We start from the raw sequence: 26,383 nt of genomic DNA on the forward strand, positions 1-26,383 counted from the left end.
AGGGGGTGCCCGCATGACGGGCGTCGCACCGTTGCGCCATGCGCATGGGTGCTGCGTGCCGGGGTCCGGTTCGCGCGGCCTCAACAAGGGTGGGGGACGTCTTCCGACTGACGGGCGAAGAGATGATGCCGAGCGGTCGCACCATGCGAAATTGAAGCCCACTCGACAGGGCGGCCCTTCCCGGTGCCTTGGCACCAGTGGACGCAGCCCTTGCAGCCCGATCACGGCAGCGCGCCTGTACCGGATTCGCACCGGTTTCCGTTTCCTGCCCACCGGAGCGCCGAAGCACTCCATATTGATACATCAGGAAATACTGATATCAATATATCCTGTCAACCAGATATAACAAGTGTGCTGCGGCGTCCTGCCCCCCGCCTTGACCAGCCGTCGTGCACCTCTTGGACCTACCGCGCCGCAACCCGCGGTCACGTCCATGCCGTTGCCACATGACGCAAAAGGCCCGCCCCGCGTAGGCGGGACGGGCCTTGAAGACCGATGAAGGCAGGAATGCGCGACTAGCGCTGACGCGCACCCGTGGCGGCAGACGACACCATGCGGGCATAACGGCGCAGCAGCGGCGAGGTGATTTCCTTTTCGACGGGCACGAAGGCGGCCCTGCGGCGGGCAAGTTCATCCTCGTCCACCAGCAGGTCGAGGGCGCGCGCGGGGATGTCGATGCGGATGCGGTCGCCCTCCTGCACAAGGCCGATGGGCCCGCCTTCGGCGGCTTCAGGCGAGACATGGCCGATGGCTGCGCCACGGGTGCCGCCGCTGAAGCGCCCGTCGGTGATGAGCGCCACATCCGCCCCGAGGCCCATGCCTGCGATGGCCGAGGTGGGAGTGAGCATCTCGCGCATGCCGGGGCCGCCCTTGGGGCCTTCGTAGCGGATGACTATGGCGTCTCCGGCCTTGATACGCCCTCCCATGATAGCCTCACAGGCGGCCTCTTCGCTATCAAAGACGCGCGCCACGGCCTCGCGCACCATCATCTCGGGTGCCACGGCAGACTGCTTGACCACCGCACCACCGGGCGCAAGCGACCCCTTGAGAATGGCGATGCCGCCCTGCGGCGAATACGGGGCGTCGACAGGACGGATGACATCGGCGTCACGCACCTTGGCCCCCAGTGCATCGAGATTCTCGCCCACGGTGCGCCCGGTCACGGTCATGGCACTGCGGTCGATGAGCCCTATCCTGTCGAGTTCGGCCATGACCGCGGGAATGCCCCCTGCGGCATGGAGGTCCTGAATATGATGATGCCCGGCGGGCGAGAGTTTGCAGAGGTTGGGCGTCTTGCGGCTGACCTTGTCGAAGATGTCGAGGGTGAGGTCGAGTCCCGCCTCTGCGAAGACGGCGGGCAGGTGCAACACGGTATTGGTGGAACAGCCAAGGGCCATGTCCACGGCCACCGCGTTGGCCACGGCCTTCTCGGTGACGATGTCGCGCGGGCGGATATTGCGTTCCAGCATCTCCATCACCTTCATGCCCGCATGCTTGGCAAGGCGGATGCGCGCGGCGGTGACGGCGGGGGTCGTGCCGTTGCCCGGCAGGGCAAGGCCGATGGTCTCGGCAAGACAGTTCATGGAGTTGGCGGTGAACATGCCCGCGCACGAACCGCAGCCGGGGCATGCGCCCTCGACCAGTTCATCGAGTTCGGCCTCGGTCATGTCGCCGCGCTGGACGCGTCCCACGCCTTCGAAGACGGTGATGAGGTCGGCACGACCGGCAAGGGTGGCACCGGCAAGCATGGGGCCGCCGCTGACCATGACCGAAGGTACGTCAAGGCGCAGCATGGCCATGAGCATGCCGGGTACGGACTTGTCACAGTTGGGGATGAACACCAGCGCGTCGAAGGGGTGCGCGGTGGCCATGATTTCGATGGAGTCGGCGATGAGTTCGCGCGAGGGCAGCGAAAAGCGCATCCCCTCGTGGTTCATGGCAAGGCCGTCGCACACCGCGATGGCGGGAAACTCGAGCGGGGTGCCCCCGGCGGCGCGGACTCCGGCCTTGACCGCCTCGGCGATGTCGTCGAGGTGGATATGCCCCGGTACGACCTCGTTGGCGGCGTTGACCACGCCGACCAGCGGGCGGGCCAGTTCTTCGCGGGTCAGCCCGAGGGCGTGGAGGAGAGAGCGGTGAGGGGCCTTTTCCAGCCCGTGGGTCATCTTCTTGCTGCGCATATAGCCTCGCACGGGAATGACGCCGAAGGCGTCAGTTGCGGTCGCGGACGGCCATCCAGCCGCCCGTCAAACCCATGAGAACCGGAACGGCCACTAACAGAACCGCCTGTTCTGGCGGCGGGAAATGCAACTCCATGAGGAGCGGGGGAACGGCGAAGAACGGCCCTACGAAACGGTAGACGAGATGCAGCAGCGCAAGGGCCGCGCCGCCGCCCACAAGGCCCAGCATCGCGCCGCCCACAAGCAGGGGCAGCCGTATGTACCAGTTGCGTGCGCCCACCAGCTTGAGAATCTCTATCTCGTCGCGCCGGTGCTCCAGCGTGAGGCGCACCGAACTCGCCGAGACGAGGGCCAGCACCAGCGTGAGAAAGGCGACGCTAGGCCACACCACGAAGGCGCTCACACCGCGCCACATGCGACCGAACTCGTCCTTGAGCGGCGTGGAGGTCACGCGCTCGACACCGGGGAGGTTCTTGAGGAAGGACTGCGTCTCGCGCGCCCAGCGGCCCGCGTCGACCTCACGCGGCGAGAACACCAGCAACGCCGTGGGTGGCAGGGGGTTCACGCCGCCGGAGGGCAGGGCGTCCGCCCCGCCGAGGCGTTTCGCAAGAGCGGCGAGCGCGTCATCGGGCGTCCATGTCTCCGCACGGGTCAGCCACGGCATGCGCCGCACCTCGTCCCATTGCGGGCGCACCTGTTCCAGCGGCGTACCGGGACGCCAGTACACCTGCCACACGGTCTCGCCACGGGAGACGCGGAATTCGGCGTCCACGGTGGTCAGGGCCATGAGAAAGACACCGCCGAGGAACACCGCCAGCGTCACGGCGGCAAGGCCCAGCGTGTGCGCCAGCGGGTGCAGGGCCATATCGCCCACCCCCCGCGCGATGAGCCGCAGTACCGTGCGCATCACGGGCCCTCCAGCAGGTCGCAGGCGTCAGCCCGACATGACAGACGCGCCCCCGGCCAGTTGGCATGGGTGATCATGCCGTCATCAAGGTGTATGAGGCGCGCCGCGGGATTGCGCCTGATGAGTTCGGGGTTGTGCGTGGCCAGCACCACAGTCGTCCCGTAGGCGTTGAACTGCATGAACACGTCCATGAGGCGCAGCGAGAGGTCGGGGTCGAGGTTGCCCGTGGGTTCGTCGGCAAGCAGCACCTGCGGATTCACGACGATGGCGCGGGCCACGGCCACGCGCTGCTGTTCACCCCCCGAAAGCTCACCGGCGGGAGTGTCGAGGCGGTGCTCAAGCCCCAGGGCGCGGGCCACGGCGCGTACGCGCCGCCCGGAAGCACGGGCGTCGAGCCCGCGCACCTCCAGCGGCAGGGCGATGTTGGCGAAGGCCGTTCGCGCAGGCAGGATGCGAAAATCCTGAAAGACCACCGAAACATGGCGTCGCAGGGCGGGAAGGTCGTGTGAACGCAGACGGGCGAGGTCGAACCCCGCCACCTGCGCCTGCCCGCGTTGCAAGGGCAGCGCGCCGTGCAGAAGACGCAACAGGGTGGTCTTGCCTGCCCCGGAAGGGCCGGAAAGAAAGAGGAAACCGCCCTTCTCGAGCGTGAAGGAGCAGTCCTTCAGCGCCCAGTGCGAGCCGTAGTTATGCGAAAGGTGCCTGATGTCGAGCATGACGGCACATCAAACCAGAGCACGGCGGGCATGGCAAGAGGCGTGTGCAGGGAGAATGCAATCACCCCGTCCGGGATGGCATGGAAGCGTGCCACACGGCCGGTCAGGCGACGGAACGTTCATCATGTCCGGGACTCCGTACGTGCGGGCATCTGGCACACCGTCCCGTGACCGCGTCCATGGCATCGACGTCGGCGTATCACTCTGTCAACGCGACAGCCTCATCACCCGACGCCCGTAGCGGCGGTGCCGTGACTCCCGAAAGGTCGTGGCTTGCCGAGGCAATGGTGGAACGGATGCCACCAAGTCCGAGAAGTGTATGATAGATGAAGTCATGCGTGACCGGTGTCCCGCGCACACGACGCAATCTGGCGACCACATCGGGGCGGCTCTTTTCGTATACGTCACTGTACCACAGGAAAAGAGGGACCTCGTACTGTTCATCGGCCACCTTCTTCGTCCCGTGGAAGAAGACACCGTTCTCACCCAATGACTCGCCATGATCTGACGTATACAGAACGACGGCATTGCGGTCGCGCAGCACATCGATCGTCTCTGCGATCATCGCATCGGTCTTCACGATGCTGTTGTCATAGGCATTAATGACATTCGCGATGTCGCGCGGCATCGCCTCATTACTATACGTATCGGGCATGAAGCGACGATGTTCCGCCGCGTACTGCTGGTTGTATGAAAAGTGCGACCCCTGCGTATGGAGCACGACAAGTTTGCCCCCTGCATTTGCCACGAACGCCTGCAGGCGGGTCACAAGATCCCGGTCGACGCCCTTGAGGTACTCCACAGTGCCCGCACCTGAGACAAGGGCGTCTGTGAGGTGACCGCTACGACCGAGCCTGTTCTGGCGCGAAAAGAAAGCCGTATCGTATCCGTGCTTGTTGAAGAGGCTGATGAAGGAACCATGCCGGGGCGTCCTGTCTTCAATGGTGGCATCGGTCAGTATGCCGATGAGGGAAATCCTCGTCGTGTTCGCAAACGACCGGCAGACCCCGTAATTGATGATGTTCCTTTCGACAGAAAGACGCGGCGTCGTATCCCGCTCGTAGCCGTTGATGCCAAAATGATCGGCGCGGGCGCTTTCACCGATGATGAACACCACCACCGGCTTCTCATGGTCCGGGATAACCAGCGACGAAGCGGCATCCGCCGGGTCTGGCAGCGCCGCGAGCGTGTCGGACCGGCGCTCTTCCCTGACATACGCCGCAGCAGCCTTGACGACGGAGACGGGAACGATGCGACTCATAGAAAGCGCTTCATAGGATGCCTTGCCGCCAAGATGCTTGAACGCGGCACGTCCCCCCTCGGCACTTACGAGTGCACACAGCAAAAGCAGTCCTGCCATCGCCGCATACCGCCTTCCGGCGAGACTCGCCCTGAATGACTGCGAGAGAGAGCTGTGGACAAGGCTGACCGCTATCCCTGCGCACAGCAACAGAAAGAGCGGCCATGTGACAAAACTATCGACTTCCGCCCGGTTGGTTTCAAGCAACCATGCCAGCGTGTCGTAGCTCATCGACACGTCGAACAGTGTGTAGAAATAGGTGAGGGCACACCCCGCAACGTGGAGAAAGAGGAAATATCCCCAGCGAAGTCCGGGAATACCCCCGAAAGTGACCGCAAGGGCGAGGTGCAGCAACAGCACGGGCACGGCAGCCAGCGGAGACACACCGGTCGCATAAAGCTGCGGGTTGTAGCATAGGGCTGCAAGCAGGGAGATGACGACGAACACGACGGAACCGAAGCGGGAACCTCTCATACCCATCACCCCAGCAGCACACACAGCCAGACGACAGCCGCAAGACACATGGCGACGAAGACGGCACCGGACCCGATGTCCTTGACCTGCCCGGAGAGGGGGTGCCACTCGGTACCCACCCTGTCCGTGAGCGACTCCACGGCCGTATTCAGCAACTCGACGATGATGACGAGAACCCAGCTGCCGATGAGCAGCGCCTTTTCCACTCCCGTATCACCCAGCAGCAGGGCAAGGACGACAGCGGGCACCAGCACGAGAAGTTCGTCCTGGACGGCGGCCTCGTGGCGCACCACGGTATTCAGCCCCTTCATCGAATAATGGAAGGCGTTGATGATACGACGGCAGCGCGCGGCAAGACCGTTGGGAAAGGCTTCGGACATGGGGAACATCCTTTTCACTGTGCTGTACGTGCCAGACCGGAACGGGGTGAGAGACGTTTCGCGGGCATCGGTCGCGCACCTATGCCCGTGACAGGCGCGCCACTATACCTTGCAGACGTCGACCCAGACGCCATCCGTCACGCGCTCAAGGTCTGCCAGCGTGATGCATACCGCGTTATTGGATGCGCCCGCAGCCGGGTACACGGGGTCGAACGCCCGAAGACTTGCATCGAGGTATACCTTCACCCCCTCATTGAGGGCGAAGGGGCAGACTCCGCCCACGGGATGCCCGACAAGGGTCGGCACGTCGTCGCCCTGAATGAAACGGGCCTTCTCGTGGAAGGTATCCTTGAACTTGCGGTTGTCGATGCGGGCCGTCCCCATGGCCACGATGACCACCGGGCCTTCCGCCGTATGCAGCGAAAGGGTCTTGGCGATGCGCCCCGGTTCGCACCCGGCCGCCAGCGCCGCCAGTTCGACGGTGGCGCTGGACGTGGCGAATTCCCTGTAGCCTTCCAGAACGTGGTGCTCTGCAAGCACCCTCTTCACGTCCTCTACACGCATGGCGACTCCTTGACATCCTATCCCCGAGGGGATGGACGGACACATATCGAAAGGGTGTTCCATAGGTTCCAGTCCGTTCGCTGTCAAACGCCATGGCATGGCAACCCTGCCGGACGACGAGAGCGAGGCGTGCGCCCGGTCGGTGAAGGGCGCGAGAAGATGACGAAAGGGAGAGGATGCCCAGATTGAAGTACGCCAGCAGGGGGGCGGAAGAAAACAGACAGGAGACGGGAGACCGGCCATGACGCCGCCGCGCCATGGAAGACCGTGAGACCTCGACCGGCAAGGAAACCTCGACAAGATGGGAGACTCGCACGGTGCCATGCCGTGCCGCATGGCTTCACACGTCGCGGCCCCGTCCCTGCACAGGGGAGGGGACAATCCGGTGTTGCAGGGGGTCTCGCCAGCCAAGGGCCGTGCGCTGACGAAGCGCACGGCCCTTGCCGGACATGGAAGAACAGAGTTCAACGGCGCGCGAGGCTACCCGCACTTGGTGAAGCTGCAGGCGGGGCAGATGTGGCACCCCTCCTGAAAGACCAGTTCGCTGCCACATTCGGGGCAACGCTGTCTTTCAAGGTCCGACCCGCCATGAACGGGAACGGAACCTTGCAGGTAGCGGGTTTCGAGCACCCACGCGATGGCATCGGGAATGGAGAGCAACAGCCCCTTCTTCTGGAAGACGGGATGCTCACCGCCGATGCCCTTGAGTTGCGTCACGATGTCGCGCACGCCCACGCCGGAACGCAGGGCCAGCGAGACAAGACGGCCGATGGCCTCGGCCTTGGCGGTGATGGAACGGCCCGACTTGCCGATGGTGGCGAACACTTCGAAGGGTTTGCCGTCGGTCTCGTTGACGGTGAGGTACATGGCCCCCAGCCCCGTGGGCACCTTCTGGGTGAAACCGTACACCACGTCGGGACGCTGGCGCACCACGCCCTTGCCCTCGGCTTCACCTTCGGCCTTCTTCTCGCCGTCGCCGGTGCAGAGCACCTGCACCGACTTGCAGCCGTCGCGGTACACGGTGACGCCCTTGCAGCCTTCCTCATAGGCCATCCAGTAGATGTTGCGGATGTCCTCGATGGTGGCATTGTTGGGCAGGTTCACGGTCTTGGAGACGGCATTGTCGGTGTACTGCTGGAAGGCCGCCTGCATCTTGAGATGCCAGACCGGTTCGATGTCCATGGCGGTGACGAAGACCCGGCGCATCGCCTCGGGCAGATGGTCCATACCGTGGATGGAACCCTTGGACGCCACGGTCTCCATGAGACGCGGGCTATGGCAGCCCTCGGCCCTGGCAGCCGCCTCGAAATGCGGGTTCACCTCGACGAGGCGCTCGCCATCCATGACGTGCCGGGCGAACGAGAGCGCGAACAGGGGTTCGATGCCCGAAGAGCATCCGGCGAGGATGGAGAGGGTTCCCGTGGGGGCGATGGTGGTCACGGTGGCGTTGCGGTAGGGGCCGAGGTCGCGTTCGGCGAAGGTCGATGCGGGGTAGGCCGGGAAAGGACCACGTTCCTTGGCAAGCTGCTTCGAGGCGGCGCGCCCCTCGTCGCGGACGAAGGCCATCATGCGTTCGCCAAGATGCAGGGCCTCGGGGCTGTCGTAGGCGATGCGCAACTGGAAGAGCAGGTCGGCCCAACCCATGACGCCAAGACCTATCTTGCGGTTCTGGTGCACACGTTCTGTGATGCGCTCGAGCGGGAAGCGCGAAGCGTCGATCACGTTGTCGAGAAAACGCACCCCGAGATGGATGACGCGCTTCAGCGCCTTCCAGTCCACGCCCTTGTCGGCGGGGTTGGGGTCGTTCTCGTGACCGGGGATGAAGAAGGCGGAAAGGTTCACCGAACCGAGGTTGCACGCCTCGTAGGGCAGCAGGGGCTGTTCGCCGCAGGGGTTGGTCGATTCGATCTCGCCCTGGTCGGGAGTGGGGTTGTCACGGTTGATGCGGTCGATGAAGACGATGCCGGGGTCTCCGCTCTCCCACGCCTTGCGTACCAGCAGTTCGAACACCTCTCGTGCCTTGAGCCGCCCCTTCTCCAGCCCGGAGTGCGGCGCGATGAGGGGATAGTCCTCGTCGTTCTCCACCGCCTGCATGAAGGCTTCGGTCAGCGCCACTGAAAGATTGAAGTTGTTGAACTCGCCATCGCGCTCCTTGGCGCGGATGAAGTCCATGATGTCGGGATGGTCGATGCGCAGGATGCCCATGTTGGCGCCGCGCCGCGTCCCGCCCTGTTTGATCTGCTCGGTGGCGGTGTTGAAGATGCGCAGGAAGGAGATGGGGCCCGAAGCCACACCGCCAGTGGAACCCACTCGGCTCTCCTTGGGGCGCAGGCGCGAGAACGAAAAACCGGTGCCACCACCGGACTTGTGGATCATGGCCGCGTGTTTGACCGCGTCGAAAATCTCCTCGATGGAGTCGCCCACAGGCAACACGAAGCAGGCGGAAAGCTGCCCGAGGTCGGTGCCTGCGTTCATGAGCGTGGGCGAGTTGGGCAGAAAGCGCCACCCGGTCATGAGGTCGTAGAATTCACGAGCGAGGTCTTCGTGCTTCCATGTGGAAGCCTCGTACTTGGTCTCTTCGGCGGCGATGGCGGAGGCGACACGCCAGAACATGTCACGGGCGTCTTCAAGCTGTTCGCCCGAAGCCCCCTTGCGGTAGTAACGCTTGGCAAGCACAACGGCAGCGTTGGGGTTCAGGGCCACATCGGGAAGGTCGGCAGGCGCGGGGAGCAGTCTTTCAGCCATGTTCATTCCATTCGTGTCTTTCAGTTGTTTGATTTTATTCATTTTATCAAAAACTGCCCCAACGGGCACAGGCCAGCACACTAGCCTACCCAAGCCGAAAAAGCCACCGCCCCCGAAAACCGCAGGCCAACTCGACAACCGCCGAAAAGCCTTGCCAGACCTGCTCTCCCGACCGCTGCCACTATTCGTGCCCATTCCTGACAATTTTATAATATAGTAAAATAAAAGAGACTATTTTTTTACTTTTGTTCCGCTCACCGCAAGCGCACCGCAACCACCGCAGCCCCCCGGACGCGCACCACAAGACACCCCGGCAATGGCAACAGCCTGAAAGCGGAGACGATAAAGCGATGGGGGCACGGCACGGGCAGGGGCCGCACGCATCCCGGTCTCGCCAGACCGTGTCCGCAACGAACCTTCCGCAAGCGAAGCCGACACCCGGCGTCCGACCGTGACCGGGCGGCGTGTGTCATTGCCGATACCCTTCGCAAGGGCAACACCGGAGAGGGACGAAGCGGACACGACAGGGCGCGGCAGGGCGCGACAGGGCGCGGCAGGGCGGAGATAGCCCCGGCAGGTGGCAGGCATCCTCTCGGCTTCTGCCGGGGTCATTCGAGGTCGTACTTCTTGAGTTTGTTGTGCAGTGTGGCACGGGTGATGCCGAGACGCCTTGCGGCTTCACTCTTGTTGTCACCCGTCTCGCGCAGGGTGGCGACGATGGCGCGACGCTCGAGGTCTTCCAGTGAGAGACCGGCGTAGGGGTCCTGACCGGTGGGCAGTGCGGCATCGGCGACGGCTGGGTCGGCGCCCCCCGCCCCGCGCAGGGACATGGGCAGTTCACGTTCGCCGACCCAGTCACCCGTGGCCATGATGACAGCCCTCTCCACGGCGTTCTCGAGTTCACGCACGTTACCCGGCCACGGGTGCTTGAGCAGCATGTCCATGGCCTGCGGGGTGAAACCCTTGAGGTGCTTGCGGTTGCGTTCCGCGTAACGGTCGAGGAAATGCGCCGCCAGCAGGGGGATGTCATCGGGCCGTTCACGCAGCGCGGGCATATGGATGCCGATGACATTGAGGCGATAGAACAGGTCTTCGCGAAAGCGCCCGGCGGCCACCTCTTCGCGCAGGTCGCGGTTGGTGGCGGCAAGAAGCCGCACGTCCACCGTCAGCGGAACGTCGCTGCCCACGCGCTGTATCTCTCCCTGTTGCAGCGCCCGCAGCAGTTTGGCCTGCAACAGCAGCGGCAGTTCGCCTATCTCGTCGAGGAAGAGTGTACCTCCGTCGGCCTGCACGAATCGCCCGTCACGGCGCTTGTCGGCCCCGGTGAAGGCTCCCCGCTCATGCCCGAACAACTCCGACTCGAGGAGCGACTCGGAGAGTGCTGCGCAGTTCACCGTCACCAGTTGCTTTGCGCTGCGACGGCTGCCCTCGTGAAGCGACCTTGCCACCAGTTCCTTGCCTGTTCCCGACTCTCCGGTGATGAGCACCGTGGCCTCGGACGGCGCGACGGTGGCGACGAGTTCGGCCAGCTCACGCATGGGTGCACTGCGCCCGATGATGCCCGGTGCCCGTGCCGCGTCGTCGAGGCGGCTCTTCAGCTCACGGTTCTCGGACACGAGGCGGGTATGGTCGAGGGCGCGCTCGAGGGTATGGCGCAGCACATCGAAGTCCAGCGGCTTGGTCAGGTAGTCGTAGGCCCCGAGCCGCAGAGCCTCCACGGCCGTCTCCACAGAGGAGTATGCCGTCATGATGAGAACGGGCACGGCGGGGTTGTACTCCACGATGCGCCGCAACGCCTCGATACCGCCCATGCGGGCCATGCGCACATCCATGAGCACCGCATCGCGGGCCTTTTCGCGCACCTTCTCGACGGCGGTCTCGCCGTCGTCGGCCTCGTCAGTGGCATAGCCCCAGCCGCGCAGCATGGTACGCAGCATGGTGCGGTGAGCCACATCGTCATCCACGATGAGAACGGTCACGTCGCTCATGCTACTCCCCCTTGTCCGTGTCTTGATCGGATGTGCCCGCTAATATGCCCGCGGATGTCGCCGCACGGGGCTGACCCGCGCCTGCCGCATCGGCCCGGATGTCCGGTGTCGCCCCTGCATGGACAGCGGGCAGTATGAAGGTGCACTCGGTGCCGTGCCCCGGTTCGGAGCGGAAGCCCACCTCGCCCCCATGGGCTTCGATGATCTTGTGGACGATGGCGAGGCCAAGGCCCGTGCCCTGTCCCTTGGTCGTGAAATAGGGGTCGAAGACCCGCGACAGGTTCTCCGGTGAGATGCCCGGCCCGGTGTCGCGCACCGACACCGCGACCCTGCCATCACCGTGGCGATACGCCGTCACCATAAGCTCACCCCCGTCTCCCATGGCTTCCATGCCGTTGAGGCAGACATTGAGCAACGCCTGCGCGAAGCGGTCGGGGTCCACGAGGGCCTCGGGCACATCCGGCGCGGCCTCGAAACGCACGGCGACCTTGCGGGCCTCGGCATCCGGACGTACCAGTCGCAAGGCGTGGTCGACGATGTCCGCCACACGGGTGGGCCGGGGCCGGATGTCGGAAGGACGCGACAGGCCGATGAGGTCGGAGATGACGCGGTTGAGCCTGTCGACCTCCTGCACCATGACGCGGGCGGCCTCACGGTCGTCGCTGCCTTCAGGGAAGCGCGTACCGAAGTAGGTGGCGTAGCCCTTTATCGAACTGAGCGGGTTGCGTATCTCGTGCGCGACGCCAGCGGCGAGGTTACCCACGGCTGCAAGCTTCTCGCGCCTGCGCACTTCCGCCTCGAGGTGCCGCACCTCGCTGAGGTCGCGCAACAGCAGGATGACACCCACAGCACGGCCTTCATCGTCCACGATGCGCGCGCCCCGCACGCCCAGTGGTACGCTCGTTCCGTCGGCACGGCGGCACTCCACTTCGGTGGGGGCGAGAACACCGCCACCGAGAAGATACGCGGCCATGGCATCAAGCGGGGCAGGAAGCCATGACGCGCCCTGTCCCAGTGCGGACGAAGCGCCGACACCCAGCAGGTCGGCCCCGGCTGCGTTGCATTCGTCGATGCGCCCTTCGCGGTCGAAGGCCACAAGCCCGTCAGGCAGGCTCGACACCACCTTGGCCGCGAACGCCTGCGACGCCATCAGCCGACGCCGTGCCGCCTGTTCACGTCGTGACCACACCAGCGACAGGACCCCGGCGACAGCTACGCCACCAGCCAGTGCCAGCATGAGCAGGGCATGGTTGCGGTCCTGCGCGCGCGCCTCGGCAAAGGGCTGCATATCCAGCCCCACGAGGATGACCGGAGGAGGGCCCTGCGGGCTTCGCATGCACGAGGCGTCGAACCCGCCGTGCATCCCGTGGCCGCCATGTTCACGCCTGCCGGTGTCTCCGCGACCATCTTCCGGCAAGGGGAGGCTTCCCGGAAAGGGGGAGAGGCCTTCTTGCCGTTCGCGCCATCTGGCGAAACGCTCCGCCCGTGAACGCGGCCGCTGGTCGTCGGGATGCTCCAGCCTTGCATCGTCTGGCGGAGGCGGGGCCATGCGCCCGCCTTCGGGTATGAACATGGCACGGCGGCGCACCGGGTCGAACAGGCGAAAGACCACGAAATCGTCCCCACCGTCACCGGGCAGGAGCGTCCAGCGGGGTTCTGTCCCGGCATCCAGCCTCTGAAGTTCGTCAGGGTTGAACAGGCGTGTGCCCACGCGGGTCATGTCGCTATGCGCCAGCACCTCGCCCTCGGGCGAGACCACGGCGATGAAACGGATGTCAGGCTGGTCTGCCATCTCCTCAAGCAGTATCTGCAGGCGCAACCCGGCACTGTGCCTCATGCCCGTACGTGCTCCCGCTTCGAACGAACGGATGAGCGACGCGCCCTTTTCAGTGAGGATGCGCGTCATGGTCGATGCCGCACCATGATACGACCCCAGCAGGACGGCCACGATGCCAGCCACCAGCAAGGCGGCGAGAAGCACCAGCGACCATGGCGAGGCAAGGCGGCTACGCAGACGTTCGAGGACGGTGGATGGGGTCATGTTCACTCCTGATACCTATGACGATGCCTGAGGGGCCGCAAAAGCCACAGGCCGTGCTGTCTATTTTTCATACACCTTACAGCCTCTGGCAAGGCCCAGTGGTATCTCGCGAAGAGGGTGTGCATCATGCAACTATTTGCAATCACACGAATCGCTTCTGCGAGCTTCCAGCTGCCTTGCCAAGGCAGCCCATGGTCCACGCCGACCATGGAAAAGTGATGTCGGGGAAAGCAAGGACTGCACCAACAAGGACGCGGGCAGGGGGCAGTCGTCCATATAAGCACGTCATCCAACGGCTGACGTGGATATCCCCGCGGCGCATCACAGGCTGCCCACGCGACATCCATACCATGCCCCACGAATGGAGTATATTTTTTATACACCCATACACTGTGCCTGTATCATTTTCATACGCATTTCGGGTCCGTCTCCCGGAATGCAAACTCACCCAGGCATGGCATTCAAAAAATTAATCTTTGAAAACAAAAAGTTAGATGAGCCAAATAGAGTTTGGCACGCTCCATGCTCTAGCAAGGGCAACGAGAACATGAGGCCCTTTGCCTCGAACCATAAACACCCAAGGAGAACATCATGAACAGCAAGCGCATCGCCCTCGGCATCATCGCCCTCGCCACCGTTGTCAGCCTCGGCACCGCCGCCAACAACGCTTTCGCCCGCGGGCACGGCAACTACCATGGTCAGGGGCAGATGATGGGTCAGGCCTATGAAGCCCTCACCCCCGAGAAGCAGGCCAAGTTCGACAGCCTCATCGACGCCTTCAACACCAAGGTGACGCCGCTGCGCGACAAGCTGTGGGCCAAGCACACCGAACTGAACGCCCTCTCCAGCAACCCCAACACCAAGCCCGAAGACATCCGCAAGCTCACGGACGAAATCACTGCACTGCGCACCCAGTACCGCACCGAAGCCGCCAACCTCGACGCGAGCATGCAGAAGGAAGTCGGTATCAAGACCCACTTCGCCACCATGGGACACCGTGGCATGGGCGGCATGGGCGGCGGCTGCGGCATGATGGGCGGCAAGGGCGGCATGGGCTCCGGCATGATGCAGATGCATGACGGCGAAGGCCCCCACCGCGGCCAGAACATGTAAGTTGCAGCAACGCCTGTAGCGATCAAATAACGACAAGAGGCCACCTTCACGGGTGGCCTCTTGTCGTGTGTATGGGCGAGACTTCGGGGCAGTGCGTGTCTAGCGGGCATCAGCCGCCCGGGCAACGGCTACCACGGGATGAAACGGTATCACGTAGCGTACTCGTGACTCCTGCACCCCGCAACGTTCACACAAGCCGACGACCAGACAACCTGTCGGCACCTTCGCCGATATCCATTGCTGCCCCGGCAGCGCCCACGCACAGCTTTCGCCTTCGAAGCTACTCACGGTCCCTGCAATCCCGACGCCGGAAAGCAGGCTTCCTTCTCAATCCTGTCACTGCAGTAAACCGGCGACCGGCACTCCCCCTGTGTCCCTTGGAAGAAGACCCATGGCGGTGACGTCTTCATGCCGCAAGGCATCACCATGTACCGAAAGGGTGCGCAAGCCTCGCCCGTCAACAAGGCCCACAGCCGGTTTTCGCGACTGTGGGCCCTATCCGTTCACCACCTGAGGCGAAAGCGCATTGCCGCTTCACACCGTCAGACCTGTTTGCACATTGTACTAATGTCCGCAGCCGCACCCGGCAGGGTGGGCCTCGCCGCGCAGACGGGCCACAAGGGCGGGCAGCCACTGGTACAGCACCAGCAGAAGAAGCACCACAGCCGCCACGGCAGAGAGCATACCCGGTTCCGCGTCGGCACTGCCCTGCACCCAGCCTGTCACACCCATGCCAAGCCAGCCGTAGAGCATGTTCACTGCCAGCCCAAGTGCGACTGACATGACCCCGATGACGGCGACATAGATGACAGCGGCCTTGCGACCGAGCATCCGCGCCACGACAGTGATGGTGGCCACGTTGGTCGCCGGCCCGGCGAGGAGGAAGACCAGCGCAGCCCCGGGTGAGATGCCCTTGAGGGCAAAGGCCGCAGCGATGGGGGTGGAGGCCGTCGCGCAGACATACAACGGAATGCCCACCACCATCATCAGAAGGATGCCGCCGATACCCGAGGCGAACGTTCCGGAGAAAAGGTCGTCCGGGATGAGGATGGTGATGACAGCGGCAAGCACAACGCCAAGCAGCAGCCAGCCGCCGATGTCCGCAACAAGTTCACCGAAGGCGAAGCGCATCCCGCCACGGAACCTTTCCACCACACCGCTGAAGCCGCCGCTGACCTGCCCGATGGGGGTATCATGTCCGCAACAGCCCGTGCCGGAATGCGCATGCGCTGCACTCCCGCAACCGCATGACGCGCCGGATGGCGCAGACACGCTGTGCGACGTGCCGCAACACGCAGAAGCAGCCACGGAAGCGTGCCCAGAACAGGTGCACGCGGCGTGTTCCCTGATTGGTCCCAGAGAGACACTCCCGGCCGCGGCAATGCCAGCGGCACCGTGCAGGACGGGGGCTATGACGGGCGCGGGCAGAGTGGTGGGGCCGTCATGAAGCGCCGCGTCGCGTGAAGGGGACATCACTGGGGGGGATATCTCTGACTCACCCCGCTTCCTTTCGGGGAAAAGGTCGACCATGAGCCCTGCCGCCACAGAGGTCAGCAAGGCGGCGAAGGGACGCGCCACGGTCATGACAGGGTCTAGCAAGGCCCATGTCACGGCCATGGAGTCTACCCCCGTTTCCGGTGTGGCGATGAGAAACGAGGTGGTGGCACCTTTGCTGGCACCCTGCTGACGCAACCCGGCGGCGGCAGGGATGACACCGCACGAACATAGCGGCAGGGGAATGCCGAAGAGGGCAGCCTTGAAGACAGGGCCCACATGCCCACGCCCGAGATGGCGCGCGACGAAGGAGGCGGGGACGTAGGCCTTCAGCAGTCCGGCAACGAAGAAGCCGAAGAGGACATAGGGGGCCGCTTCAAGAAGAATATCCCACGATGCCAGTATGATGTCATGGATAAGGGTCATGGTGTCCTCGGGTTGCATAATAAACATATGAACATCTGTTCATGCGTTAGGTATGACAAAGGACGCGCCATGTCAACATATGGCCGACAGGGCAACACACTGAAAGAAAGCGTCGAGAGCATCGGAGACAGCCGTCGACATGCGCGACAACGAATAAAGGCCACTCCTGCCACCGGCGTCTTGCGGAGGGGGACGTGCCCGGTTGCAGCGTCAAAAGGGTATCGAACCGCAATCGCCGCAACGGCATTATGACAGTAGGGAGGAGGACGAAAACTGAAAGGGTGTCGCCATCTGCGGAAAGACAGCACTCGCGACGCCGGTCACACCATCAGCGGTACGACACGGACTGAAAGCCATGACGACAGGTGGCACGAGATACGCCCCCCGACATCGGCGCGAGGGCCGGGACGTCATAGCATCGCTTCAGACAAGAACACGGGTCAACCTTCCCTGTAGGTCACCGGAAGACGGGGCCTTATCGCCGTATTCGCACCCTTGCGCACATGCCCGTCCACAAAGGGTATGAGGTGGCCCTTACCGGTCTTCACCAGCCGGACTCCTCGGCACGCCACAGGTCGCCCTGCATCAACGCGCGGTATCCCGGCATCACCCGATTCCAAGCTTCAGGCTGATTTCCAAACTTCAGCCCGTTTGCCCGTGTCAGTCCGATTGCAGGCTTCTGGCAAGGTCGATTGGCTTCAGGCGCGGTCCGGGCCCTTACCCACCATGTTCAGGGCGAGTTGCATCTCGCGTTGCAACCGCTGCTGTACCGCCTCGCGCACACGTGACGTGGACGAACCGAACTGTTCGGAACGTACCGCGTACACATTGCGGATGAGCTCACGTTCATGCTGGCTGCCCTTGCCGTCTCCGGCGAGGTCCACGGCCCTGTTGAAGATGCGCGCAGCGGCACCCGGCCCGTGCTGTACGGCGGTACTCCACAACACCTCCTTCAGCGCAGGAGAGAAGGCCCCCTTGTCGAGACCCGCCTGCTTGCTGACGGCATCGAGCGCCGGGACATAGTGGCTTTCGGTGATGAAACGGTCCTGCAAGGCCTCGAAACGGGCAGGCTGTTCGTCGGCGATGGCACGCCACGCATCGGGCATGGCACCGTTACGGCTTCCTGTGTTGGCGGGCCCTGCCTCGCGCAATCGACTGGCGATGTCAGGGGCCTGACCGTCGAGATAGTCGAGGAAGCGGTCCATGGTGCCGGGGCGCGAGGCTATCTGGAACTTGCCGTAGGACGTTCCGCCATGCCTGTCATAGCCGATGGCGGCGATGCCCTCGTCACCCGATTCGAACTGTGCGGCAAGGGACCCCAGACCGGAGACATCACCACTGCCGCCGGAACGTGACGCCCGCGCAGAACGCGGTGCTGCGGCGGTGCGTTTGCCCTGCGCCGTGCGGGTGGCTTCGGAGATGGCGTCGCCCATGCCGCCTTCACCGGCAAGGCGCATCTTGCCCGTGAGCGCCAGAAGGCTACGTGCGGCCATGGCCCCGTTGGAACCGATGCCGCCCCCCTGTCCTTCGAGCACCTGTGCCATGGCCGCAAGGGCGCGTGCGCCTGCGGCCTCGGCGTCGTCAGGGACGGCACCCTGCTGGGCAAGCACCTGCCCGAAGCCTGCGCCGCCCTGTCTGCTCGAAAAAGACCGAGGTGCGGGAAGGGACAGTCCCCGGGCCACATCCGGCATGAGATTCTTGTCGTAAGGCATGGTTCCTCCGGCTTCATGCGACGCGCCCCGGTCTCGCTTCGGGGAACGGGTCGCAGGTCTGGCGACAGGTGCATAGCAAGAACCGCACCTGCCGAAGGACATGCTTTGAGGACGCCATGTTAGACAGATAGACCGCGTGAAGAAGACCCTGAATGCACCCGCCGCCGTCACTTCCCCGACGGAGGGCGGTACACCCTCAGGGCGTCGCCCATGCGGGCCTGCAGTTCAGCTATACGATGCTGCCCCGTGGGGTGGGTCGAGAGGAACTCCGGGGGCCGCTTTCCGGGGGCGGATGACATCTTGCGCCAGAAATCGAGCGCGGCACGCGGGTCGTAACCTGCCTGTGCCATGAGCATGAGTCCGATACGGTCGGCCTCGTATTCCTGCTCACGCCCGAAGGGGAGCATCAGCCCCACGTTGGCACCTGTGCCATAGGCCTGACTGAACGCCTGCACCGCTGCCGGAGAACCTCCGGCCACGCCCAACGCGATGGCAGCCGCATCGTGCCCCATCTGCACCATCATGGCGCGGCTCATGCGTTCGGCACCATGCCTCGCGATGGCGTGTCCCACCTCGTGTGCCATGACGGTGGCGAGTTCGGCATCGGTATCCGCGTACTTGAATATGCCCTCATAGACGAAGACCTTGCCCCCCGGAAGGCAGAAGGCGTTGGCGACATCCTTGCCGATGAGATGGAACTCCCACCTGAAATCGCCACGGCGGGCTGCGGCGGCTATGCGCCTGCCAACGGTCTCGACACGCTGCGCCTCGTCGGTGCCGGTCTTCACCGGTTCCTTTGAAAGGATCTTTCTTGACTCCTGCTGTCCGAGGGCCATCTCCTGCTGGGGTGAGACCATGATGAACTGGCTTCTCCCGGTATACGGGGCCTTGGCACACCCGGCCAGCACGAGAAGGCACAGCAGCAGAGGCAGCAGATGTCGTAATGCGGCAAGGCCCTTGCCCACCGTGGAGAGGGCCCTTCGGGTGTGCGTCACGGTATCGCGGCTTGACGGAATCGTCATTTGTCGTATGTTCCCCTTCCTGAAAGCGGGCAAACGCGCCCATAAGGCGGGCCACTCCCGCCACCACCCACCGTATAGCCGTTTCCTCCGCGAAGGACCACACGCATGGGCAAGGACCTCATCATCGTCGAATCTCCCGCCAAGGTGAAGACCATCAAGAAATTCCTTGGCGGCAAGTATGTCGTGCAGGCGAGCGTCGGTCACGTCCGCGACCTGCCCACCAACGAGATCGGCGTGGACGAGGCCAACAACTTCGCTCCGCAGTACCGGGTCATCGACGGCAAGCAGAAGGTCGTCGACACGCTTCGCGAAGCGGCTGCGAAGGCAGACACCGTCTACCTCGCACCCGACCCGGACCGTGAAGGTGAAGCCATCGCGTGGCATGTGGCCGCGCTCATCGAAGGCAAGGCAGACAACATCAAGCGCATCCAGTTCAACGAGATCACCGCACGGGCCGTGCGCGAGGCGCTGGAGAACCCGCGCGACCTCAACCGCGCCCTGTTCGACGCCCAGCAGGCGCGCCGCGTTCTCGACAGGCTGGTGGGCTACAAACTTTCGCCGCTGTTGTGGAAGAAGGTCAAGCGCGGCATATCGGCGGGGCGTGTGCAGTCGGTGGCGTTGCGTCTCATCGTCGACCGCGAGAGTGAACGCCGCGCCTTCACACCTGAGGAATACTGGCTGTTCCGCGCCATGTTCGCCAAGAACGTGCCCGGTGCAACGCCCACAAGCCCCGACCCGCAATACGCCCCCTTCAAGGCCGAACTCGCGAAGATAGACGGCAAGAAGGCCCATGTAGCCGACGCCGACGCCGCCAACGCCCTTGAAGACGCCATGCGCGGCAAGCCCTTCGTCATCACCGCCGTCGAACGCAAGAAGCGCGAACGCCAGCCGCAGCCCCCGTTCATCACCTCCACCTTGCAGCAGGCCGCCAACCAGCGACTGGGCTATTCCGCCAAGCGCACCATGAACATCGCGCAGCGGCTGTATGAAGGTGTTGAACTGGGCGAGATGGGTACGGTGGCCCTCATCACCTATATGCGTACCGACTCGGTGCGTGTCTCCGACGAGGCACGCGACGCCGCACGCGCCTTCGTTACCGAGACGTGGGGTGCCGACTTCTGCCCGGCCAAGCCCCGGCAGTTCAAGACCAAGGGCAGCGCGCAGGACGCCCACGAAGCGGTGCGTCCCGTCGATGTCAACGTGACTCCCGACAGCGTGAAGCACCTGCTTCCCCCCGACCAGTTCCAGCTTTACAGACTGGTGTGGTCGCGCTTCGTGGCCTCGCAGATGGCCCCGGCACGCTTCGACGACACCACCGTTGCCATCGCATGCGGCCCCGCCGAATGGCGCGCCAAGGGCGAACGGATGCTCTTTCCCGGTTTTCTCGCGGCCATGCCGCAGAAGGAGGAGGGCGATGCTGAACTGCCGCCACTGCAGGAGGGCGAGACCCTGCACCCCGTCTCCGTCGAGAAGGAACAGAAGTTCACGCAGCCTCCGGCGCGCTACACCGAAGCATCTCTGGTGCGTGAACTCGAAGAGCGCGGCATAGGCCGTCCGTCGACCTACGCCTCCATCATCTCCACGCTCATCGACCGCGACTACACGCGCCTCGAGGACAAGCACTTCGTGCCCACCGACCTCGGGGCCACGGTGTGCGACCTGCTGGCGCGCCACTTCACCACCCTCATGGATGTCGGGTTCACCGCCCAGATGGAGGACTCGCTCGACAAGGTGGCAGAAGGGGGACTCGACTGGGTCGAACTGCTTTCACGCTTCTCGGCCGACTTCAACCCCACGCTGGAATCCGCTGCCAAGGCCATGGAGACGGTGAAGGGCGGTCTGCCCACAGACGTCACCTGCCCCGAGTGCGGCAAGCCCGTCGTGGTGAAGTTCGGTAAGGCAGGGCCCTTCCTCGCCTGCACCGCCTACCCCGACTGCAAGTTCACCAGTAACTTCTCCCGCGACGAGAAGGGCGACATCGTCATCGAACAGCGGGCCCGCGAAGAGCTTGAAGCCGTAGGCACCTGTCCCGAGTGCGGCAAGGACCTCGTGGTCAAGAAGGCACGCACCGGCAGCCGTTTCATCGCGTGTACCGGCTACCCCGACTGCCGCCACACCGAACCCTTCTCGACGGGCATCGCCTGCCCGCGTGAAGGCTGCGACGGTCAACTGGTGGAGAAAAGCTCGAAGCGCGGCAAGATATTCTACTCGTGCAACCGCTTCCCCAAGTGCGACTACGCACTGTGGGACTGGCCCGTACCCGGCCCGTGCCCCGTGTGCGGGTCGCCGCTGCTGGTGAAGAAGAGCACCCGTGCCAAGGGCCTGCACATCGCCTGCCCCGAAAAGACCTGTCGCTACACGCAGGAACTTCCCGACGACGAGGGATAGAAGAGCATACGGAAAGCAGACGTCAGCCTTCCGAAAAGTTAACGACACTGCAACGTTCTGCTAAAGCAGAAGAAATCATATTTCTCCGGGCAAGAATCCCGGATAACCAAGGCCCCGTGCAACATCACGGGGCCATTCTCGTTTCAGGGCACAGAGGGAGAAGAAGAGGGGTGGACGCCACCAGGGACGCACGATGGAGACCGGAAAGCAGGCGAAGCAGGCGTTGCCGACGGCGTCAGACCGACATGTCGAGCAAAAGCCCGGACGAGGAGGGCGAAGGGCTGGCATACGCCGCAAACGGGGTCTTCAGGGCACCTGAGTTAGCACTCTGAATCGCAACGGGATTGGCGGACGACACGATGCTATCGGCATTCCCGGATGCAGCTGCCGCGGCACCTGTACCTGTCTCATCCACGCCGGAAAGGCGCAGGTTCTTCAGGTCTTCGAGCATCTGCTTCAGCAGGTCGCCGCCTTCCGTGCCTCCCCCGGCAGGCGAGAGCGTGGGCAGCACACCGCCGGTGACGGATGCACCGCCTTGCCCGACCATGGTGGTCGAGGCGAGAAAGAGCTCGTCATGTCCGTTGCCGAAGAAGCCGTTGATACTGTCGTTGAGTCCGCCGTTGAAACGGGCGATGAGGCTGTCACCGGCTGCGGTACCGAATTGCCTGTCGATGAAACGCAGTCCGTCCAGCAACCCGTTGCCGAGACTCTCTTCACTGACAGACCCGTCGCCGAGACGCTTCATCACGAGACCCATGAACGCGGTGGCGGCACGGTCCCCGTGGGCATCAGCCACATGGCGCATGGCATCTTCCAGCGATGCGGCAAGCTGTTCACGTCGGGCATCACCACCGGTGCCTTCGCCTCCGGACGCCGGAGATTGCTGTCCGGCGAGCGAAAGGGCTTCGGCGGAGAGGGATATGGTGTCGCCTGCTGCGATGCTTGCACTGACGGCGGTATCGGGCACGGCACGGCGTGCCACCTCATCGGCGAAGGCGGAAGCCGTCACATCCGTGTGCAGCACACCGGCGAACAGCGATGCCGTTCCGCCGGGTCCACCGAGACCGAATGATGAGCCGATACCTTCCATGCCGTACACTCCGTTGTCTAGGCCTCTTATCGGCGGATGAACGCAGAACTTTACGTTATCAATCCGGCGCTGCCGAGGCAGTGGAAACCCACACATCCTACAATAAAAATAGATGGTTATTCACGTTATGAACAACACCTCTCATGCGACGTTGACATGGACAGCGTGAAGCAGCAGGGGGCAGCCTGCCTTATGGCCGTCACAACAGCAGAATGCTCTTCGCATTCCACTCTCCATCACTCTGCCACTGGTACCGCTGACAGCCGCGACAGGGAAAATAGCTGAACAACATTGTCAACGCCCCCCCTTGCCGCAGCTGTCATCTTCCAATAATGTAAGGGAGTGTGCGCAGGTCGCATCACGACGCAGCCGCACACCATGACACACGCTTCAAAGGCATGGCCGAAGGCCGTGAACATACGGCAAGTATATCGTAATCCTCTTCCCCGGAGGGAGACATGGACATCCCCGTTTTCAACTGCAAGAACGGCGACGACGTCATCCGTGCCGTGAAGGAGTACAACGTCTCCTTCGTACAATTCTGGTTCGTCGACATTCTCGGCAATCTCAAGAGCTTTCAGGTCACCCCAAGCGAACTCGAAGCCGCCTTCGAAGAGGGCATGGGCTTCGACGGTTCGTCCATTCTCGGTTTCACGCGCATCGAGGAAAGTGACATGGTGGCATTCCCCGATGCCACCACCTTCCAGATCTGCTCGTGGCGTCCGCTTGAACGCCCTGTGGCACGCATGTTCTGCGATATCCGCACCCCGGACGGCACCCCGTACGAGGGCGACCCGCGCTACATCCTGCGCAAGCTCATCGATAAGGCCGCCCAGAAGGGCTACACCTTCTATGTGGGGCCTGAACTGGAGTTCTTCTTCTTCTCGAGCCCGCAGTGCCCCACGCCCATCGATGCGGGCGGCTACTTCGACGCGCCCCCCCTCGACCTCGGCAACGACGTGCGCCGCGACATCATCTTCGCCCTGCAGCGCATGGGCATTCCTGTCGAGTACTCGCACCACGAAGTGGCCCCCTCGCAGCACGAGATTGACCTGCGCTACAACGAAGCCATGAAGATGGCGGACGTGGTCATGACCTACAAGGTCGTGGTCAAGGAGATGGCACGCAAGCACGGCATCTACGCCACCTTCATGCCCAAGCCCATCTTCGGCGAGAACGGCAGCGGCATGCATGTGCACCAGTCGCTGTTCCGCAACGGCAAGAACGCCTTCTTCGACCCCAACGACCAGCACAACCTCTCGCACGAGTGCCGCTCGTACATCGCCGGTCTGCTCAAGCATGCCCGCGAATTCTGCTGCGTCACCAACCAGTGGATAAACTCCTACAAGCGCCTCGTGCCGGGCTATGAGGCACCGGTGTACATCGCGTGGGCGCAACGCAACCGTTCGGCCCTCATCCGCGTGCCCATGTACAAGCCCGGCAAGGAAGCGGCCACACGCATCGAACTGCGTTCGCCGGACCCCGCATGCAACCCCTACCTTGCCTTCGCGGTCATGCTTGGTGCAGGTCTTGAGGGCATCGAGAACAACTATGAGCTTCCCAAGGCCGTGGAAGCCAACATCTTCCATATGGGCGAGGAAGACCTTGGCAAGCACGGCATCGGTTCGCTTCCGGGGTCGCTGTACGAAGCCGCCATGGAACTGCGTAACAGCAATCTCATGAAGGAGATTCTCGGCGAGCACACCCACGCCAACATCGTGGGTAACAAGCTCATCGAATGGGACGACTACCGCACCCATATCTCCGAATTCGAACTGAAGCGCTACCTGCCCATCCTATAGGGACGCCCCCCACATCGCCTTTACGCCAAGGCCCGACAGTCAGCTGACTGCCGGGCCTTTCCCTTCCATGTTCGCGAAAGCCACCTGTGCCCGGTGTAGCAGCCATACGTCACTTGAACCGCGCAACCCGCGCTCACAGTCTCTGCGCGCATGGCGTGTGCCGGTTACGCACATCCTTCCCGCCGAGTATGTGATGACACGCGGGGCAGCCATGATCATGCCTTCATGATGCATGACGGGGCACGGTAACGCACCATCACGCACATGGTACGCACAGGATTACGAACAATGAGTTATCTAATCAAAACATATAGATATAAAAGATACGAACATCGAAACCAGCTGACGCCCGAGCAGCTACCGGACCGACAGAACAAGAAGCTACCTTACAGGAGTCCCACACACGGCAAGCCGGAGAGACACACTCCCGCCGACAGCACATGAGACGCAATGCGCACCGCAAGGGACAACAGGGGAAGAGGACCAGCGACTGTGGACGCGCTATCCAGACCCGCGGCAAAAGACATGAAAAAGGGCCTCCCGCACGTGTGGTGCAGAAGGCCCGGTATGCCATCGGAAGACGTCGTTACACGTCGGGGATCATGTCCCTGCGGTACTCGGCGATGTTACGCGTCCCATCGATGAAGGTGCGTATGAAGGCGACCCTGTCACCGAAAGCCTTCATGCGCTTCTTGGCCACGGGTTCACTGCGGGGGTTCATCATCTTGGCAGGGTTCACGAAATCCCCGCCCTGACGGATGCGGAAGTCTAGATGCGGCCCAGTGGCCCAGCCGGTGGCACCGACATAGCCGATGACCTGCCCCTGACGTACCTTGGTCCCCTTGCGCACGCCCTTGGCGAAGCCGGAGAGATGCGAATAGAGCGTCTCCATTCTCCCGCCGTGGCGCACGATGACCTGATTGCCGTAGCCGTTGACCCATCCCGCCTGTTTCACCTCGCCGTTGGCGACCGATTTGACGGGAGTCCCGGTGGGCGCAGCGTAGTCGATACCGGGGTGGGGCCTGCGTTCCATGAAGATGGGATGCAGCCTGTTCTTCGAGAAACCCGACGTCACACGGGTGAAGGAAAGCGGGGCCTTGAGGAACGACTTGCGCAGACTCTGCCCGTCCTTGTTGTAGTAGGCGGGCCCTCCGAAATCGTCGGTGAAGTAGAACGCCTCGTAGGTCTCACCCTGATTGGTGAAGGTTGCGGCGATGACCCTGCCGTATCCCTTGAAATCACCATCACGGTAACGCTTCTCGACCAGTACCGAGAAGCTGTCTCCCTCACGTATGTCGCGGATGAAGTCCACTTCCCAGCCGAAGATGTCGGCAAGGGTGATGGCAAGGCCCGGCGATTCACCGGCGTCAGCCACGGCCTGGAACAGGTTGGAGTCGATGACAGCATCGACGCGCGTGAGTTCATACTCGTAATGGATGGGTTCGACCCGTGCGATGAACCCCTCACCGGCTTCATCGGCGTTCACGACCAGCTTGCGGTCGTCGTCAATCTCGTATTCGAAACGTTCGATACTGCCGTTGGTGGCATTGGCAACGACCGTGTAGGGTTGCCCGGTGCGAATCATGGCCAGCGAATAGACCTTGCGACAGGCGTCGAGAAGGGCCTGAGTACGATTGGAGGTCACCCATCCCTGCAGGATTTTACCTGCCGTATCGCCTTGCGAGACGACACCGCGCACGACACGGTTCTCGGGCTGCTCTGCAGTCGCTTCGGGAGCGGCTTCGGTGGCATTGGACGATATGGAGACAGTGCCATTGTCGGCTTGAGGAAGTTCAGGAGGGGTGGAGGGCGAGCGAAGCAACATGACGGACACAGCCACGGCGATCAAAAGACCCACTGCGAGCCAGCCACGTTTCGGTATACGGGTGTAGGGCATGGTATCTCGATTATAAGCTACTGGGAAACGGGAACAACGAAGAGAAAACGAACCTTCAGGAGGACAAGCGGGCGGCTACCTCGGCCCGTTGCCGAGGAGACCCTAGCCGCCCACAGCCCAATTGTCCAGCCGAAGCCCGCAGAC

General features: G+C 63.2%; 17 protein-coding genes and 1 riboswitch. Of the genes, 3 read left to right on the forward strand and 14 right to left on the reverse strand.

What is annotated here, in order from left to right; all coding sequences use genetic code 11:
• Positions 1-76: 76 nt before the first annotated feature.
• Positions 77-300: riboswitch (cobalamin riboswitch) on the reverse strand.
• Between the two features lie 215 nt (positions 301-515).
• The 9 genes from ilvD to DVU_RS15860 all read right to left on the reverse strand — a co-directional run bounded on the left by ilvD (position 516) and on the right by DVU_RS15860 (position 13,295).
• Positions 516-2,180 carry a dihydroxy-acid dehydratase gene (gene ilvD / locus DVU_RS15820; RefSeq protein WP_010940628.1) on the reverse strand — a complete coding sequence of 555 codons (1,665 nt, stop codon included), beginning with the start codon at positions 2,178-2,180 and terminating at the stop codon, positions 516-518.
• 31 nt (positions 2,181-2,211) lie between these two features.
• Complete coding sequence (locus DVU_RS15825) at positions 2,212-3,087, reverse strand: cell division protein FtsX (protein ID WP_014524174.1); 876 nt, start codon at positions 3,085-3,087, stop codon at positions 2,212-2,214.
• Complete coding sequence (ftsE, locus tag DVU_RS15830) at positions 3,087-3,803, reverse strand: cell division ATP-binding protein FtsE (protein WP_010940630.1); 717 nt, start codon at positions 3,801-3,803, stop codon at positions 3,087-3,089. Before ftsE ends, DVU_RS15825 begins: the two co-directional genes overlap by 1 nt.
• Positions 3,804-4,002: 199 nt before the next feature.
• Positions 4,003-5,577 (reverse strand): phosphoethanolamine transferase, encoded by a 1,575-nt coding sequence (locus DVU_RS15835; RefSeq protein ID WP_010940631.1) that lies wholly within the window; start codon positions 5,575-5,577, stop codon positions 4,003-4,005.
• Positions 5,578-5,582: 5 nt separating this feature from the next.
• Positions 5,583-5,957, reverse strand: coding sequence for a diacylglycerol kinase (locus tag DVU_RS15840; protein ID WP_010940632.1), 375 nt, complete (start codon positions 5,955-5,957; stop codon positions 5,583-5,585).
• 102 nt (positions 5,958-6,059) lie between these two features.
• A complete protein-coding gene (locus DVU_RS15845; protein ID WP_010940633.1) occupies positions 6,060-6,521 on the reverse strand; it encodes a YbaK/EbsC family protein in 462 nt (153 codons plus the stop codon).
• Between the two features lie 480 nt (positions 6,522-7,001).
• Entirely contained in the window at positions 7,002-9,266 is a 2,265-nt protein-coding gene (locus DVU_RS15850; protein ID WP_014524177.1) for a vitamin B12-dependent ribonucleotide reductase, read from the reverse strand.
• 608 nt (positions 9,267-9,874) lie between these two features.
• Positions 9,875-11,254 (reverse strand): sigma 54-interacting transcriptional regulator, encoded by a 1,380-nt coding sequence (locus tag DVU_RS15855; RefSeq protein ID WP_010940636.1) that lies wholly within the window; start codon positions 11,252-11,254, stop codon positions 9,875-9,877.
• Between the two features lies 1 nt (position 11,255).
• On the reverse strand, positions 11,256-13,295 hold the full coding sequence (locus DVU_RS15860) for an ATP-binding protein (RefSeq protein ID WP_010940637.1): 2,040 nt from the start codon (positions 13,293-13,295) through the stop codon (positions 11,256-11,258).
• 591 nt (positions 13,296-13,886) lie between these two features.
• Here DVU_RS15860 and DVU_RS15865 point away from each other — a divergent pair.
• Positions 13,887-14,408 (forward strand): periplasmic heavy metal sensor, encoded by a 522-nt coding sequence (locus tag DVU_RS15865; protein ID WP_010940639.1) that lies wholly within the window; start codon positions 13,887-13,889, stop codon positions 14,406-14,408.
• 564 nt (positions 14,409-14,972) lie between these two features.
• Here the strand turns inward: DVU_RS15865 and DVU_RS15870 are convergent.
• The 3 genes from DVU_RS15870 to DVU_RS15880 all read right to left on the reverse strand — a co-directional run bounded on the left by DVU_RS15870 (position 14,973) and on the right by DVU_RS15880 (position 19,062).
• Complete coding sequence (locus DVU_RS15870) at positions 14,973-16,328, reverse strand: SO_0444 family Cu/Zn efflux transporter (protein WP_014524178.1); 1,356 nt, start codon at positions 16,326-16,328, stop codon at positions 14,973-14,975.
• Positions 16,329-17,026: 698 nt separating this feature from the next.
• Entirely contained in the window at positions 17,027-18,040 is a 1,014-nt protein-coding gene (locus DVU_RS15875) for a VgrG-related protein (protein WP_010940642.1), read from the reverse strand.
• 167 nt (positions 18,041-18,207) lie between these two features.
• The gene (locus DVU_RS15880; RefSeq protein ID WP_011791322.1) at positions 18,208-19,062 is read right to left on the reverse strand and encodes a M48 family metallopeptidase; all 855 of its coding nucleotides are present in this window, start codon (positions 19,060-19,062) and stop codon (positions 18,208-18,210) included.
• A 105-nt stretch (positions 19,063-19,167) separates the two neighbouring features.
• Between DVU_RS15880 and topA the strand changes: the two genes are divergently transcribed.
• Entirely contained in the window at positions 19,168-21,450 is a 2,283-nt protein-coding gene (gene topA / locus DVU_RS15885) for a type I DNA topoisomerase (RefSeq protein WP_010940644.1), read from the forward strand.
• A gap of 235 nt (positions 21,451-21,685) precedes the next feature.
• Here topA and DVU_RS15890 read toward each other — a convergent pair whose 3' ends face one another.
• Positions 21,686-22,540, reverse strand: a complete 855-nt coding sequence (locus DVU_RS15890) for a hypothetical protein (RefSeq protein ID WP_014524179.1) — start codon at positions 22,538-22,540, stop codon at positions 21,686-21,688.
• Between the two features lie 458 nt (positions 22,541-22,998).
• On the opposite strand from DVU_RS15890, the gene DVU_RS15895 reads away from it, so the two are divergent.
• Complete coding sequence (locus DVU_RS15895) at positions 22,999-24,342, forward strand: glutamine synthetase family protein (RefSeq protein WP_010940646.1); 1,344 nt, start codon at positions 22,999-23,001, stop codon at positions 24,340-24,342.
• Between the two features lie 586 nt (positions 24,343-24,928).
• Here the strand turns inward: DVU_RS15895 and DVU_RS15900 are convergent.
• Positions 24,929-26,239, reverse strand: a complete 1,311-nt coding sequence (locus DVU_RS15900; protein ID WP_010940649.1) for a M23 family metallopeptidase — start codon at positions 26,237-26,239, stop codon at positions 24,929-24,931.
• Positions 26,240-26,383 lie beyond the last annotated feature (144 nt).

Origin of the sequence: Nitratidesulfovibrio vulgaris str. Hildenborough, from assembly GCF_000195755.1 — a bacterium.
GTDB classification, from domain to species: domain Bacteria; phylum Desulfobacterota; class Desulfovibrionia; order Desulfovibrionales; family Desulfovibrionaceae; genus Nitratidesulfovibrio; species Nitratidesulfovibrio vulgaris.